Source organism: Hydrogenophaga sp. (assembly GCF_048549895.1).
GTDB lineage: Bacteria > Pseudomonadota > Gammaproteobacteria > Burkholderiales > Burkholderiaceae_C > Hydrogenophaga.
In genome coordinates this window covers 1-14,647 of record NZ_JBLYYB010000093.1, presented here as the reverse complement: position 1 = coordinate 14,647, position 14,647 = coordinate 1, and the positions used below count along the sequence as shown (strand labels likewise).

13 protein-coding genes and 1 pseudogene are annotated in these 14,647 nt (G+C 68.1%); 9 read left to right on the top strand and 5 right to left on the bottom strand.

The features are described 5' to 3' along the window. The 5 genes and pseudogenes from mutL to ACN4F8_RS10065 form a co-directional block, all read left to right on the top strand. Positions 1–700: pseudogene (gene mutL, locus ACN4F8_RS10085) on the top strand (DNA mismatch repair protein MutL); the annotation flags it as partial. A 137-nt stretch (positions 701–837) separates the two neighbouring features. After that, complete coding sequence (locus ACN4F8_RS10080; protein WP_419473462.1) at positions 838–1,704, top strand: alpha/beta hydrolase; 867 nt, start codon at positions 838–840, stop codon at positions 1,702–1,704. Positions 1,705–1,803: 99 nt separating this feature from the next. Continuing rightward, positions 1,804–3,048, top strand: coding sequence for a Bcr/CflA family efflux MFS transporter (locus ACN4F8_RS10075; protein ID WP_419473461.1), 1,245 nt, complete (start codon positions 1,804–1,806; stop codon positions 3,046–3,048). Positions 3,049–3,065: 17 nt separating this feature from the next. Then, positions 3,066–4,022, top strand: a complete 957-nt coding sequence (miaA, locus tag ACN4F8_RS10070; RefSeq protein WP_419473464.1) for a tRNA (adenosine(37)-N6)-dimethylallyltransferase MiaA — start codon at positions 3,066–3,068, stop codon at positions 4,020–4,022. A 5-nt stretch (positions 4,023–4,027) separates the two neighbouring features. Continuing rightward, the gene (locus ACN4F8_RS10065; protein ID WP_419473460.1) at positions 4,028–4,678 is read left to right on the top strand and encodes an ABC transporter ATP-binding protein; all 651 of its coding nucleotides are present in this window, start codon (positions 4,028–4,030) and stop codon (positions 4,676–4,678) included. Positions 4,679–4,682: 4 nt separating this feature from the next. On the opposite strand, the gene ACN4F8_RS10060 is transcribed toward ACN4F8_RS10065, so the two are convergent. The 5 genes from ACN4F8_RS10060 to ACN4F8_RS10040 all read right to left on the bottom strand — a co-directional run bounded on the left by ACN4F8_RS10060 (position 4,683) and on the right by ACN4F8_RS10040 (position 9,173). After that, complete coding sequence (locus ACN4F8_RS10060; RefSeq protein WP_419473463.1) at positions 4,683–5,831, bottom strand: ROK family transcriptional regulator; 1,149 nt, start codon at positions 5,829–5,831, stop codon at positions 4,683–4,685. 112 nt (positions 5,832–5,943) lie between these two features. Next, positions 5,944–6,396 (bottom strand): RbsD/FucU family protein, encoded by a 453-nt coding sequence (locus tag ACN4F8_RS10055; RefSeq protein WP_419473459.1) that lies wholly within the window; start codon positions 6,394–6,396, stop codon positions 5,944–5,946. Between the two features lie 2 nt (positions 6,397–6,398). Continuing rightward, the gene (locus ACN4F8_RS10050) at positions 6,399–7,190 is read right to left on the bottom strand and encodes an ATP-binding cassette domain-containing protein (protein ID WP_419473458.1); all 792 of its coding nucleotides are present in this window, start codon (positions 7,188–7,190) and stop codon (positions 6,399–6,401) included. Continuing rightward, a complete protein-coding gene (locus tag ACN4F8_RS10045) occupies positions 7,190–8,140 on the bottom strand; it encodes an ABC transporter permease (RefSeq protein ID WP_419473457.1) in 951 nt (316 codons plus the stop codon). Before ACN4F8_RS10045 ends, ACN4F8_RS10050 begins: the two co-directional genes overlap by 1 nt. A gap of 16 nt (positions 8,141–8,156) precedes the next feature. Beyond that, entirely contained in the window at positions 8,157–9,173 is a 1,017-nt protein-coding gene (locus tag ACN4F8_RS10040) for a sugar ABC transporter substrate-binding protein (RefSeq protein WP_419473456.1), read from the bottom strand. A 129-nt stretch (positions 9,174–9,302) separates the two neighbouring features. On the opposite strand from ACN4F8_RS10040, the gene ACN4F8_RS10035 reads away from it, so the two are divergent. The 4 genes from ACN4F8_RS10035 (at position 9,303) to edd (ending at position 14,489) form a co-directional block, all read left to right on the top strand. Beyond that, on the top strand, positions 9,303–10,316 hold the full coding sequence (locus tag ACN4F8_RS10035; RefSeq protein ID WP_419473455.1) for a PfkB family carbohydrate kinase: 1,014 nt from the start codon (positions 9,303–9,305) through the stop codon (positions 10,314–10,316). Between the two features lie 134 nt (positions 10,317–10,450). Beyond that, entirely contained in the window at positions 10,451–11,941 is a 1,491-nt protein-coding gene (gene zwf / locus ACN4F8_RS10030) for a glucose-6-phosphate dehydrogenase (RefSeq protein WP_419473454.1), read from the top strand. Then, a complete protein-coding gene (pgl, locus tag ACN4F8_RS10025; RefSeq protein ID WP_419473453.1) occupies positions 11,938–12,636 on the top strand; it encodes a 6-phosphogluconolactonase in 699 nt (232 codons plus the stop codon). The genes zwf and pgl overlap by 4 nt, the downstream gene beginning before the upstream one ends. A 14-nt stretch (positions 12,637–12,650) precedes the next feature. After that, positions 12,651–14,489 carry a phosphogluconate dehydratase gene (gene edd, locus ACN4F8_RS10020; RefSeq protein ID WP_419473452.1) on the top strand — a complete coding sequence of 613 codons (1,839 nt, stop codon included), beginning with the start codon at positions 12,651–12,653 and terminating at the stop codon, positions 14,487–14,489. The last annotated feature ends 158 nt before the right edge of the window (positions 14,490–14,647 follow it).

Below are 14,647 nucleotides of genomic sequence, written 5' to 3'. Positions count from 1 at the left end.
GGACTCGGCTCGAACGGAGCCATCGGCTGGCAACCCGGGTGCCCTGCGTGCCGAGCCTTATCCCGTTCGGGCTGAGCCTGTCGAAGCCCTCGCCAACCACCCCCTGCCCCCTGGAGACTGGCCCCTGGGCCGCGCCATCGCCCAGCTGCAGGGCGTCTACATCCTGGCCGAGAACACCCGGGGTCTGGTGGTGGTGGACATGCACGCAGCGCACGAGCGCATCGTCTACGAGCGCCTCAAGCAGCAGCTCGACGACCAGCAGGTGGCCAGCCAGCCGCTGCTGATCCCGGCCACGTTTTCCGCCACGCCCGACGAGGTGGCCACCGTCGAGGACTGCACCGAAGTGCTCAAGACCCTGGGTCTGGAAATCACCGCGCTCTCGCCCAAAACGCTGGCGGTTCGCGCTGTGCCCACCACGCTCGCGCAGGGCGACCCGGTGGAACTCGCGCGCAGCGTGCTCGCCGAACTGGGCCAACACGATGCCAGCACCGTGGTGCAACGCGCCCGCAACGAACTGCTGGCCACCATGGCCTGCCACGGCGCGGTGCGCGCCAACCGGCGTCTCACGCTGGACGAGATGAACGCGTTGCTGCGCCAGATGGAAGTGACCGAGCGCTCAGACCAGTGCAACCACGGCCGCCCGACCTGGCGCCAGGTGGACATGAAAGAGCTGGACGCACTCTTTCTGCGCGGACGCTGAACGGCCCGACGCCTGGCCGCCGGTCGGAAGTCTGGCGGGAAATCCGGCCGCCAGCCATGGTGAGGCGGTTTGCTGGCACGAAACCTGCACGCAACGAAGTCTGAACTTTTTGCATCGCGCGCCGCTCCATCCCACCCATGAAACGTCTCATCGCCCTCCTGCTGGCCTCACTGGCCCTGCTCGCCGGTTGCGCCACGCTCGACGAGAAACAGCGCGCCTGGATCTTCCAGCCATCCGACCGCAGCTGGGCCGGTGGCACGTACGCAGCCGAGGGCATGCAGGACGTGTGGATCGACTTCACCTCCAAGGTGACCGACAAACCCGTCAAGCTGCACGGCCTCTGGGCGCAAAACGAGAACTTCACCGAGCGCGCCGACGCGCCGGTGTTGCTGTATTTGCACGGCGCGCGTTTCAATGTCACCGGCTCGGCTTTCCGTGCCCAGCGCATGCAGGAACTCGGCTTCTCCGTGCTCGCCATCGACTACCGGGGCTTCGGCAAAAGCACCAACGAACTGCCCTCCGAAGAACTGGCCTACGAAGACGCGCGCACCGCATGGGAGTGGCTGGGCAACAAGTACCCCGGCCGGCCGCGCTACATCTTTGGCCATTCGCTGGGTGGCGCCATCGCCATCGAGCTGGCAGCGCAGGTGAACGACGAGGCAGGGACGGTGGTCGAAGGCACCTTCACCTCCATCCCCGATGTGGTGAGCACCTTCAAGTGGGGCTGGTTGCCGCTGTCGCTGCTCATCACCCAGCGCTTCGAGGCGGTCAAGCGCGTGCCCGACATCGGCTCGCCGCTGCTGGTGGTGCATGGCGGTGCGGACCGTCTGATCCAGCCCGAGCTGGGGCGCAAGCTGTTCGAGGCCGCCACCGGGCGCAAGGCTTTTGTGCTGGTGGAAGGTGGTTCGCACCACAACACCAACTCGGTGGGGCAGGCGCAGTACCGGGTGGCGCTGGCCAGCCTGTTTGGCCTGCGACCGGATGTTCAGTTGGTGAAGAACTGAGCGACGCGCGAAGGTTCGCGTGCAGGGGGTTCTGCTACCCTCGACCGGATGTCCGCCACGCCTTCTTTGCCTGTCCAGCCGCCCGTGAGGGCTCATGCCATGTCAAGCGGCCTGGTGGTGCTGACACTCTCCCTGTTGCTGGGCTTGCAGCCCGTCGCCACCGATCTCTATTTGCCCGCCCTGCCCGCGCTCACCGCCGGTTTTGGCGCAGCCATGTCGCAGGCGCAACTCACGCTCACCGCGCTGCTGCTGGCGTTCGGCGTGTCGCAGATGTTCTGGGGGCCGCTGTCCGACCGCTTTGGTCGTCGCCCGATTTTGTTGATCGGTCTGAGCGCCTTCGTGGTGGCCTCGGTCGGCAGCACCTTCTCGCCCTCCATTGAACAGCTCATCGTGTGGCGCGCGGTGCAGGGTGCGGCCATGGGCGCGGGCGTGATGTGTGCGCGCGCCATCGTGCGCGACCTGTACCAGCCCACCGAGGGCGCCCGCATGATGTCCAAGGGACTCACCGGCCTGGGCGTGATCGCCTGCGCCAGCGCGCCATTGGGCGGCTTGCTGTCCGACCTCATGGGCTGGCGTCTCTCGCTGATGGCGGTGGCCGTGTTCGGCGCACTCGCGCTGGGCGTGGTCGCCTGGCGGTTCGAGGAAACCCTGCAAGCGAAGAACCCACGTGCCCTGCAGCCCGCCATGCTCGTGGGCACCTGGGTGCAGATCGCACGCCACCCCACGTTCTGGGCGTTTGCGTTGTTGGCGGCCACGTCCTACTGCGGCTTGTTCACATTTCTCGCGGCCTCGCCGTTCGTGTTCATCCAGGTGCTGGGCATGTCCAAAACCGCCTATGGCTTGATGATGATGACGATGTCGCTGAGCTACATCGCGGGCACCTTCATCTGCCGGCGTCTGCTGCCGGTGCTGGGTGTGCGGCGCACGGTGGCAGTGGCTGCGGTGTTCACGCTGGTCGGTGGCACCAGCATGGGTGTGCTGGCGCTGCTGGGTGTGCAGAGCGCCTGGGCCATCATGCTGCCCTTTTATGTGTTCATGATGGGCCACGGCGTGCACCAGCCTTGCGGCCAGAGCGGCGCGGTGGGGCCGTTTCCGCAGGCGGCTGGGGCGGCCTCGGCACTCGCCGGTTTCATCATGATGATCGCAGCCTTTGTGGTCGGCGGCTGGCTGGGCCAGAGCCTCGCAGCCATCCAGGCCGGCACCGGCACCGTGCTGCCACTCACCAACGGCATCTGGTTCTGGAGCGTGCTGATTGCGCTGACCGCCTGGACGTTGGTGCAGCGTTTTGGCGAGAGCCGGCCTTTGCCTGAACGCGTGGCACCCACCGACGCGGCGCAAGGTTGAGCGGGCCCGTGCCTTCCATGTCCTGCATCGGCCTGGCCGGCCCCACCGCCAGCGGCAAGAGCGCGGCCTCGCTGGCCATCGCCCAGCACTGGCCGGTGGAAATCATCAGCGTCGACTCGGCGCTGGTTTACCGCGGCATGGACATCGGCACCGCCAAACCCACCGCGGCCGAACTCGCGCAGGTGCCGCACCACCTCATCAACATCCTCGACCCGCTGCAGAGTTACAGCGCCGCCGACTTCGTGCGCGACACCACGCGCCTGGTGCGCGAGATCAACCAGCGCGGGCGCACCGCGCTGCTGGTGGGCGGCACCATGCTGTATTTCAAGGCGCTGGTGGTGGGTCTGGACGACATGCCGCAGGCCGACGCCGCCGTGCGCGCCTCGATCGACGCGCGCGCCACGGCACTGGGCTGGCCCGCGCTGCACGCCGAACTGGCACGGGTGGACCCGGTCACGGCCGCGCGTCTGCCGCCCTTTGATGCGCAGCGCATCCAGCGCGCACTCGAAGTGTTCGAGGTTTCGGGCCAACCGCTTTCCAGTTTTCAGACCGGCCGCACGCACAACCCCGACAGCCCGCTCGCGCCCGAGCACCTGATCTCGCTGGAGCCGCAAGACCGTGCCTGGCTGCACGCGCGCATCGCGCAGCGCTTCAACGCGATGCTGGCCGAGGGCTTCATCGATGAGGTGCAGCACCTGCGCGCGCGCGGTGACTTGTCGACCGACCTGCCCTCCATGCGCTGCGTGGGCTACCGGCAAGCGTGGGACATGTTGAACACACACGGCAACACCCTCAGCCCTGCACAGCTCGCCGAACTGCGCGATCTCGGCGTGGCCGCCACGCGCCAGCTGGCCAAACGCCAGCTCACCTGGCTGCGTTCCATGCCGCAGCGCCGGGTCATTGCCTGCGACGCACCCGATGCGCTGGCATGCGCGCTCGAATCGGTGCAGGCCCTGCTGGGCGCACCCACCTGAACCGCATGTCACTCGTCGTTGAACACCTCGCCAAGCGCTACGGCAGCACCACCGTCTTCAGCGGCGTGAACCTCACCGTGGCGCCGGGCGAGTTCATCGCCATCGTGGGCGAATCGGGGGTGGGCAAATCCAGCCTGCTCAACTGCCTGGCCGCGCTGGACGACTGGAGCGAAGGCCGCATCAGCCACGCGGGCGTGGACCTCGGGGCCTTGACCGACACGCAGCGCGCGCACTGGCGCCGCGAGCACCTGGGGTTTGTGTTCCAGGCCTTCCACGTGCTGCCGCACCTCGACGTGGCGCAAAACGTGGGTCTGCCCCTGCTGTTGTTGGGCCGACCCGATGCCGCGCGCGTGCAGCAGATGCTGGACGCGGTGGGCCTGGGTGAGCTGGGTGCGCGCCTGCCGGCCGAGCTCTCGGGCGGTCAGTTGCAACGCGTGGCGATTGCCCGCGCGCTGGTGCACCGCCCCGGCCTGCTGCTGGCCGACGAGCCCACCGGCAACCTCGACCCGAGCACCGCCGCGCAGGTGATGGGCGTGCTGGAACAACAGGCCAGGGAGAGCGGTGCGGCGCTGGTGCTGGTGACGCACTCCACGGCTGCGGCCGCGCGCGCTCAGCGTGTGCTGCACCTCACCGCCGAAGGGCTGCAAGCAGCCTGAAGGTTCAGACCTTGAGGATCACGTCGTGGTCGGGCGCGAAGCAGGTGTGCAGCGGCAGCAGTGCGCCGCCCAGCGCGCGGGCGTCGGAGCCGATGCTGCCCAGCTCCAGGCGCGGGCGGTGCAGGCCTTCCCAGCTGTAGGCGGCCAGCGCCGCGCGCGTGCGCTCGCACAGGGCGCGCAACAGGTCGGGCGCAATGGCGCCGTCCATCACCACCGCCTCCACGTCGAGAAACGCGGTGCCCGAGACCACGCACTGCGCCAACGCGGGCGCTGCACGCTCAATCCATTCCTGGCTGTACGGCAGCCAGGGCGATTGCAGGGCACGCGCGTCGTAGGCGGCCATCGGGTCCAGCCCGTGCTGGCGAAAGCGCTGCTCCAGATCCCACAGCGAGGCTTCGCCGATGAGCTGCGGCGCGAGCTCGTTGCCCTGCGCCACGCGCAGCGGCAATGAGGCCACCGCGCCCGCGTTGCCATGCACACCGCGGTGCAGGTGCGAGTCGAGCACCAGGCCACCGCCCACGAAGGTGTCCATGAACAGGTAGAGAAAACTGCGGATGTCGCGCCCCCGGCCCTGCAGCAGCTCGGCCACACACGCGGCCGAGGTGTCCTTGGCAAAACTCACCGGCAGCTCGGTGAGCTTCTGCACCTCGGCACCCAGGTCGATCTGGTTCCAGGCTTGCGACTGTTCGGCCGTGAGGCCCAGCATGCGGTGCCAGCCACCCAACTGAAACGGCGCGGCCACGCCCACACCCACCACGCGGTCGCTCAGCGGTCCGAGTTTTTTCAGCAGGCGGTTGAGGTTGGTCTTGATCGCGGGCAGCAGCACAGGGATGTCGGGGAAGGCGTAGTCGAGCACGAGGCGTTCGCGCACCTGCCCGGTGAAGTCCACCAGCAGCCAGTCGGCGCTGCGCCGGCCGATCTTGATGCCGATGGCAAACGCGCCATCGGGGTGCAGGCCCAGCGGCACCGAGGGCTGGCCCACGCGCCCGCGCACCGGGGCCTCGCGGCGCAGCAGCTGGTCTTCGTCCAGCCGCGCGGTGATCAGGCCGATGGTCTGCGCCGTGAGGCCGGTCAGGCGCGCGATGTCGGCCTTGGCCAGGCTGCCGTGCACGCGCAGCGCCTGCAGCACCACGCGCTCGTTGAACTGGCGCATGCCCACTTGGTTGGAGCCGCGCGGGCGCAGGCGCGGCTGGTCGCCCGGATCAACATCGGGAGGGACTTCGGTGGCGGCGTCGTTGTTCACTGCGTTGATGGGGGTGTCGGGTTCAGGTGCGCAAAGTGTCGCCGATGACACCCTTGCGCAAAATGAAATTGCCCCAGGGCTGCAGCTCGCCGGTGACCACGATGGCGTAGGCCGTTTTCACGCGCTCATAAAACGCGAAGCGCTCCACCGCTTCGGCCTGGTCGTCACGCATGCCTTCGGTGGCCAGCACGGCGAGCGTTTCGCGCTGCAGGGCCGAGCGGTACGGCGCTTCGGTGCCGCCCACCTGCATGTAGGCCACGGGCTGCGGCACGTCGGCCGCCAGTGGCAGCACGCTGGCCACCGCCCGCACCGTGCGCGCCATGCCCACGCCGGGCAGGCGCAGCACCGTCTTGCCCGCGCCCAGGCTCATGGCGGTGAAGTTCGCGTCCGCCAGCACCAGCGCGTCGTCGTGGCCCATCTCGGCCAGCAGTTTCAGCAGCTCGGGGCTGAGCAGGGGATCAATGCCTTTGAGCATGGTCAGGCCAGTGCCTCGGCGGGCAGTTCTTCGGCGAGCTTGGCGCCGGTCATCACGGCCACGGTGTCGCTCATGCTGATCACCTTGGGGTTGACCACCGCCGCGCGTTTGCCCAGGCGCGCGATGTGGATGCGGTCGGCGATCTCGAACACGTGCGGCATGTTGTGGCTGATCAGGATCACCGGCAGGCCCTTGTCGCGCACGCGGCGGATGAGCTCCAGCACCATGTTGCCCTCCTTCACGCCCAGCGCGGCGGTGGGCTCGTCCATGATGACCACGTGCTGCGCGAAGGCCGCCGCACGCGCGACCGCCACGCACTGGCGCTGACCGCCCGAGAGCGTTTCCACCGCCTGCGTCATCGACCGGATGCCGACTTTCAGGTCGTTCATGCGCGAAATGCTCTCGGCCAGCATTTTCTTTTTGTCCATCATGCGCAGGAAGCGGCCCAGGAAACCGGCGCGCAGGATCTCGCGGCCGAGGAACAGGTTCTCGGCAATCGTCATGGCCGGGGCCACGGCGAGGTCCTGGTAGACGGTTTCGATGCCGGCACGGCGCGCGTCGATCGGGCTCTTGAAGTGGATGGCCTGGCCGTCCAGAAAGATCTGGCCTTCGTCGGGAATGGTCGCGCCCGAGAGCGCCTTGATCAGGCTCGACTTGCCGGCGCCGTTGTCGCCGATCACGGCCAGGATTTCACCGGCGCGCAATTCGAAGTCGGCGCCGTCGAGTGCGGTGACCTGGCCGTAGCGTTTGACCAGGCCCTTCGCCTGGATCACCAAAGGTGCATTCGGGTTCATCAGCGCACTCCTTTGCGGGACATCTGATCGGTGGCCACCGCGAGGATGACCAGGATGCCGGTGACGAGGATCTGGTAGACCGAGCTCACGCCCATGAGCGTGAGACCGTTGCGGAACACACCCACGATGAGCGCACCCACCAGCGTGCCGAGCAAAATGCCGCGCCCGCCAAACAGGCTGGTGCCGCCCAGCACCACGGCGGTGATGGCATCGAGGTTTTCGGTCTGCCCGGCGTTGGGGTCGCCCGCACCGATGCGCGCCACGCTCAGCATGGACGCGATGCCGTAGAACACGCCGGCCGCCACGTACACGCCCAGCAACACCTTGTCGGTGGAAATGCCCGTGAGCCGCGTGGCCTCGGGGCTGTTGCCCACCGCGTAGATGTGGCGCCCGGGCGCGGTCTCGCGCAAAGCGAGCCAGGTCACCAGGTACAGCACCAGCATGAGGATCACACCGTAGAGCACGTTGGTGCCGCCGATGCGCAGCGACTGGCCCAGCCAGTTCATGCCCTCGGGAATGTTGGTGATGGTCTGCGAGCCGCTGTAGAGCTGGGTGATGGCGAACGCAATGTTCAGCGTGCCCAGCGTCACGATGAAGGGCGGCAGCTTGGCCTTGGTCACCAGCAGGCCGTTGACCAGGCCGAACAGCGCGGTGGCGCCGATCCCCAGGGCAATGGCCACCGGTGCCGAGAGGCCGAAGTCGGCCGCCATCTTGGTCATCACGATGCTGCCCAGCGCCATGATCATTCCGCACGAGAGGTCGATGCCCGCCGTGAGGATGATCAGCGTCTGGCCGATGGCGATGGTGCCGACCACCATCACCTGCTGCAGGATCAGCGAGAAGTTTTGCAGCGTGAGGAAACGGTCGCTCTGCGTGGCAAAGAAGGCGCAGGCCAGCAGCAGCGCGATGAAGGGGCCGAGCGTGCCCAGGGGGGGGAGTTTGGCTTTCATGTCTGTGCCCTTTCGATCACTTGTTGCCCCAGCAGAGGTCCATGCCGGTTTTGACGTCCTTGCTCTCCACACCACTCACGGGCTTGGCCGCGATCAGGGCCACGCCGGTGTCGGTGTAGCCGCTCACCTTCTTGCCGGTCTTCGCGTATTCCACGCCCGCGGCCACGCCCATGGCGGCCATGCGCAGCGGGTACTGCTGCGAGGTCGCGGCGATCACGCCGGCGCCCACGTCCTTGATGCCGGCACAACCACCGTCCACCGAGACGATGACCACGTCCTTCTCCTTGCCGGCGGCCTTGAGCGCCTTGAAGGCGCCGGCGGCGGCGGGTTCGTTGATGGTGTAGACCACGTTGATGCCCGGGTTCTTCTGCAGGCAGTTCTCCATGCCGGTCTGGCCCTTGGCGGCGTCGCCGAAGCTGTCGGCCATGCACACCACCTCGGCCGGCTTGGCCAGGTCGTTGCTCTTGGCGTCCAGCGACTTCAAACCGTAGCCCTGCAGAAAGCCGTTGTGGCGCTGCGCGCCCACCGGGTGGCCGGGAAACAGGTCGAGCGTGGCGATCACCGGGGCCTTGCCGCCGAGCGCGGCCTTGGCGTACTGGCCGATCAACACGCCGGCCTTGAAGTTGTCGGTGGCGAACAGGCCGTCCACCGCGCTCACCGGGTCGGTCGGGCTGTCGAGCGCGATCACCATCACGCCCTGGGCCTGTGCGCGCTTGACGGCCGGGATGATGGCCTTGGCATCGTTGGGCGTGAGCAGGATGGTCTTGGCGCCGGCGGCGATCATGTTTTCCATGGCGGTCACCTGGCCGGCGTTGTCGCCGTCGGTCTTGCCCGAGGCCGTCAACAGCTTGGCGCCGAGTTTTTTGGCCTCGGCGTCGGCGCCCTCTTTCATCTTCACGAAGAAGGGGTTGGAATCGGTCTTGGTGATCAGGCCGATGACGGGCTGGGCCTGCGCGTGGGCGAGCGATGCGGCCAGCGCCAGCACGGAGAACGCACCGGCGGACGTGGCGAGGGTGAAGGCACGGATGGTCATGTTGGTCTCCTGGGTGGAAGGGAATCGTTCAAGGTTCACGCCGCCAGGCTCTTGGGGTTTTCACGAGGCCCGTTGCGGTGTGGTTGGACTATATTTCGAGTCAGGTTAATAAATCAACTGGATTTAGTTATGGTTTTCCCTAGCACCCCGACAGTCGTTCAAGTCGCCACCGCCGGCGAGGCCCTCATCGATCTGATTGAAGACACCGACGGGCGCTTGCGCCCCTGCGCGGGCGGCGCCGTCTACAATCTCACGCGCGCGCTCGGCCTGCAGGGCGTGCCCACGCTCTACCTCAACCCGCTCGCCGGCGACCGCTTCGGCCGCCTGCTGGCCGAGGGCATTGCGCAGGCCGGCGTGGCACTCGCCCAGCAGCAGCCGGTGCACGAACCCACATCGCTCGCGGTGGTGGGTCTGGACGAGCAGGGCAAGGCCAGCTACAGCTTCTACCGCGAGGGTGTGGCCGACCGGCAGGTGACGGCGCAGGGTTTGGTCGCCGCCTGCGAAAACCAGCCGGGCCTTCGCATCACGGTCACGGGTTGCCTGGCCTTGGCGGCCGAGGACAGCACCAAGTACCTGCCCTGGCTGCGGGCCCAGCGCGCCGCCGGGCGCCTGGTGGTGGTGGACGCCAACCTGCGCCCGGCCGTGGTGCCCGACATGGCCGCCTACCGCGCCAGCGTGATGGCCGCCCTGCAGCACGCCCACCTGATCAAGGTGAGCGACGACGACCTCGACACACTGGGCATTGAAGGCGCGGACGCAATGATCCAGGCCAGCGCGCTGCTGAACCAGACCCCCGCGCAATGGCTGGCGCTCACGCTGGGCGCGGGCGGCGCGGTGCTGCTGGCACGCGACGGCCAGGCCTGGCACAGCGCCGAATCGGCTCCGATGACCGTGGTCGACACGGTGGGTGCCGGCGACTGTTTTCTGGCCGGCCTGCTGGTGGCCTTGCTGCAGCGCCCCGCGCTGCAACGAAGCGTCCACGCCGGCGAACTGCGGCTGGACGCCAGCGACGCGCAACACCTGCTGGCGCACGCCGTGGCCAGCGCCAGCCTGTGCGTGATGCAGACCGGCTGCACCCCGCCCAGCCTGGCCGAGGTGGTGGCCCGCACCACCGCCCACCCACCGGTATTTCGCGTCCTCTGACTGGGCGCGCGCCGGTTCGGCGGTTAAGGTGATGGCAGCGCACTGTGGCCCCACCCGCCAGCGTCGGCATCCTGTACCCGCGATGTAACTTAATTACATTACGATCCAGATTCTGAAGTAACTTAATTAGAGACATGGTCACCTCAAGCCCCACCACCACCGCCGCTTCGTCCACCCCCTCGGCACCGCTCGATCTGGTGATCTTCGGTGGCGCGGGCGACCTCTCGGTGCGCAAGCTGCTGCCCGCGCTCTACATGGCGCACCTGCACCACAACCTGCCCGAGGCCACGCGCATCCTGGCGCTGGGCCGCCAACCCTGGGACCGCGACACCTTCACCGCCTTCGTCGACGACAAGGTGCGCGGCTTCATCGAACCCGAGGCGCTGGAAGACGCGGCCTGGGCCGCCTTCAAGGACCGCCTGGGCTATGTGTGCCTCGATGCGACGCAGCCCGACGACTTCGCCGCCCTGGGCACGGCGCTGCAAAACGGCTCCGACCGCGTGTACTACCTGGCCACCGCGCCCACGCTGTTCACCGGCATCTGCGCCCACCTCGCCAGCGCCAACCTGATCGATACCCGCTCGCGCGTGGTGCTCGAAAAACCGCTGGGCCACGACCTCGCCTCAGCGCGCCAGATCAACGAAGAGGTCGGCCGTTACTTCACCGAAGCACAGACCTTCCGCATCGACCACTACCTCGGCAAGGAAACCGTGCAGAACCTGATGGTGCTGCGCTTCGGCAACACCATCTTCGAGCCGCTGTGGCGCAGCCCCTACATCAAGAGCGTGCAGATCACCGTGGCCGAGTCGGTGGGCGTGGGCAGCCGCGCGGGCTTTTACGACGGCACCGGCGCGCTGCGCGACATGCTGCAGAACCACCTGCTGCAGCTGCTGTGCATCGTGGCCATGGAGCCGCCGGTCTCGCTCGACCCCGACGCCGTGCGCGACGAGAAGCTCAAGGTGCTGCGCTCGCTGCGCCCCATGACCGTGGCCGATGTGGCGCGCGACACGGTGCGCGGCCAGTACACCGCTGGTGCCTCCAACGGCGACAAGGCCGTGGCGTACCTGCAAGAAGACAACGTGCCGCCCGAGAGCGAAACCGAAACCTTCGTGGCCCTGCGCGCCCACATCAACAACTGGCGCTGGGCCAACGTGCCGATCTTTCTGCGCACCGGCAAACGCATGGCCGAGCGCCGCTCGGAAATCGTGATCGAGTTCGCCGACCTGCCCTACACCATCTTTCCCGACGCGCCGCGCCAGCCGGTCAACCGACTCATGATCCGCCTGCAGCCCGAAGAACACGTGCAGTTGCAGATGATGGCCAAGGAGCCCGGCAGCGGCATGCGCTTGCGCCCGGTGAGCCTGAACCTGGACCTCGAGTCCGCCTTCAGCGCGCGCCGCGCCGAAGCCTACGAGCGCCTGCTGATGGACGTGATCAAGGGCCGCCTCACACACTTCATGCGCCGCGACGAACTGGAAGCCGCGTGGACCTGGGTCGAGCCCATCCTGGATGGCTGGAAAAACCTCAACGAAAAACCCAAGGCCTACACCGCCGGCAGCTGGGGCCCGGCAGCCTCGTCGGCGCTCATGGCACGCGAAGGCTCGGCCTGGGTGGAAGAGTCATGAAAGAACACGTCTGCAACTCGAGCGCCGAGCTGGCCTGGCAACTGGCCGACACCATCGCGCAGGGCCTGCACGCCGCCATCGACCAGCGCGGCCACGCGGTGCTGGCGGTCTCGGGCGGCAAGTCGCCCATTGCGCTGTTTGAAGCGCTGCGCGTGCTGCCGCTCGAATGGCAGCGCGTGACCGTGCTGCTGGTGGACGAACGCTGCGTGCCGCACGACCACGCCGAGAGCAACACCGCGCTGGTGCGCCAGCACCTGCTCAAAGACCAGGCCGCAGCTGCCACCTTTGTGCCTTTTTTCGACACGCTGCCGGACACCCTGGACGAGCCAGCCCTGATCCGTCTGGTGGACGCCGCCAACCGCCGTCTGGCCACCCAGCCCTGGCCCATGGACATGGCGGTGCTCGGCATGGGCGACGACGGCCACACCGCCTCGCTGTTTCCCGGCGCGCCCGGCCTGCGCCAGGCCCTGCACAGCAGCGGCCCGGTGGCCTGGGTGCGCCCGGCCACCGCGCCCCACGCCCGCCTCACCCTCACCCTGCCCGCCCTGCTGGCCACGCGCGAACTCGCGCTGGCCATCAGCGGCGCCAGCAAGCTGGCCGTGTTCCAGCAAGCCCGCCTCGGCGCCGACGAAGCCCTGCCGGTGTCGCTCATCCTCAACCAGCACCAGACGCCCGTGAGCGTGTGGCTGGCCTGAACGGAGTCCCCACCATGACCACCCCTTCACACCCGAACCTGCACCCGACGCTGCAACGCGTCACCGACCGCATCGTTGAACGCAGCGCCACCACGCGCGCCGCCTACCTGGCTTCCATGGCCGCACAACGCAAGACCGGCACCCAGCGCGCCGGCATGGGCTGCGCCAACATGGCCCACACCACGGCCGCGCTGCCCGCGTCGGACAAGCTGAAGATCCATGCCGAGCGCGCGCCGCACATCGGCATCGTCACCGCCTACAACGACATGCTCTCGGCCCACCAGCCGTACGAGACCTACCCGCAGCAGATCCGCGGCATTGCCCACGGGCTGGGCGTCACCGTGCAGGTGGCCGGCGGCGTGCCCGCCATGTGCGACGGCGTCACGCAAGGCGCGGCCGGCATGGAGCTTTCGCTGTTCTCGCGCGACGTGATCGCGCTCTCCACCGCGGTGGCGCTCTCGCACAACGTGTTCGACGCTGCGCTGTTCCTCGGCATCTGCGACAAGATCGTGCCCGGCCTCTTCATGGGCGCGCTGCAGTTCGGCCACCTGAGCAATGTGTTCGTGCCCGCCGGCCCCATGACCACGGGCCTCTCCAACGACGCCAAGGCCAAGGTGCGCCAGCAGTACGCACAGGGTCTGGTCGGGCGCGAGGCCTTGCTCGAATCGGAAGCGCAGGCCTACCACAGCCCCGGCACCTGCACCTTCTACGGCACCGCCAACAGCAACCAGATGCTGATGGAGATCATGGGCCTGCACCTGCCCGGCGCGTCGTTTGTGAACCCCGGCACACCGCTGCGCGACGCACTCACCGCCGAGGCGGTGCGTCGCTCCGTGGTCAACACCGGACGCACCGGCGAAGCCGCGATCTGCATGGCGGACATCGTGACCGAGAAGACCCTGGTCAACGGCATCATCGGCCTGCTCGCCACCGGCGGCTCCACCAACCACACGCTGCACCTCGTGGCCATGGCGCGCGCCGCCGGTGTGCTCATTGACTGGGACGACTTCGCCGAGCTCTCGCACGACATCCCGCTGCTGGCGCGCGTGTACCCCAACGGCAGCGCCGACGTGAACCACTTCCACGCCGCTGGTGGCATGGGTTACCTCATGCGGCAGTTGCTCGACGCTGGCCTCTTGCACGCCGACGTGGCCACGGTCATGGGATATGGCCTGCAGGCCTACACGCAAGAGCCCTGGCTCGACGGTGACCGCCTCGCCTGGCGCCCCGTGCCCGCAAAAAGCGGCGACACCTCGGTGGTGCGCCCGGTGGCCGAGCCCTTCAGCGCCGACGGCGGCCTGCGCCTGCTGCAGGGCAACCTGGGCCGCAGCGTGGTGAAGGTGTCCGCCGTGAAACCCGAGCACCGCGTGGTGCGCGCCCAGGCCGTGGTGGTGAGCGACCAGCAAGACCTGCTGGCGCTGTTCAACGCCGGCCAGCTGGAGCGCGACTTCATCGCCGTGGTGCGCTACCAGGGCCCGCGCGCCAACGGCATGCCCGAGCTGCACAAGCTCACGCCGCCGCTGGCCGTGTTGCAGGACAAGGGCTTCAAGGTGGCGCTGGTCACCGATGGCCGCATGTCGGGTGCATCGGGCAAGGTGCCCGCCGCCATCCACCTCAGTCCCGAGGCCCTGGCCGACGGCCCGATCGCACGCGTGAAAGACGGCGACTGGATCACACTGGACTGCGAGCGCGGCGTGCTCGAACTGGAGGTGGACGTTGACACCTTCAATGCACGCGAACTCCACCACCCCGACCTCAGCGCCAACCAGCACGGCACCGGCCGCGAACTGTTCGCCATGTTCCGCCAGCACGCCAGCGTGGCCGAACTCGGCGCTTCGCCGCTGTTTGGGTGAGCGGCGTTGGCCATGCACCCTTTTGCGCGGGCCCTCACCCCAACCCTCTCCCAGGGGGAGAGGGGGTCAAGCGGGGAGTCCTCGCGGAAGTTGCGTGGCATCGTTCCCTTTCCGAAGCGGCGTGTCTCGACCCCCTCTCCCTCTGGGAGAGGGTTGGG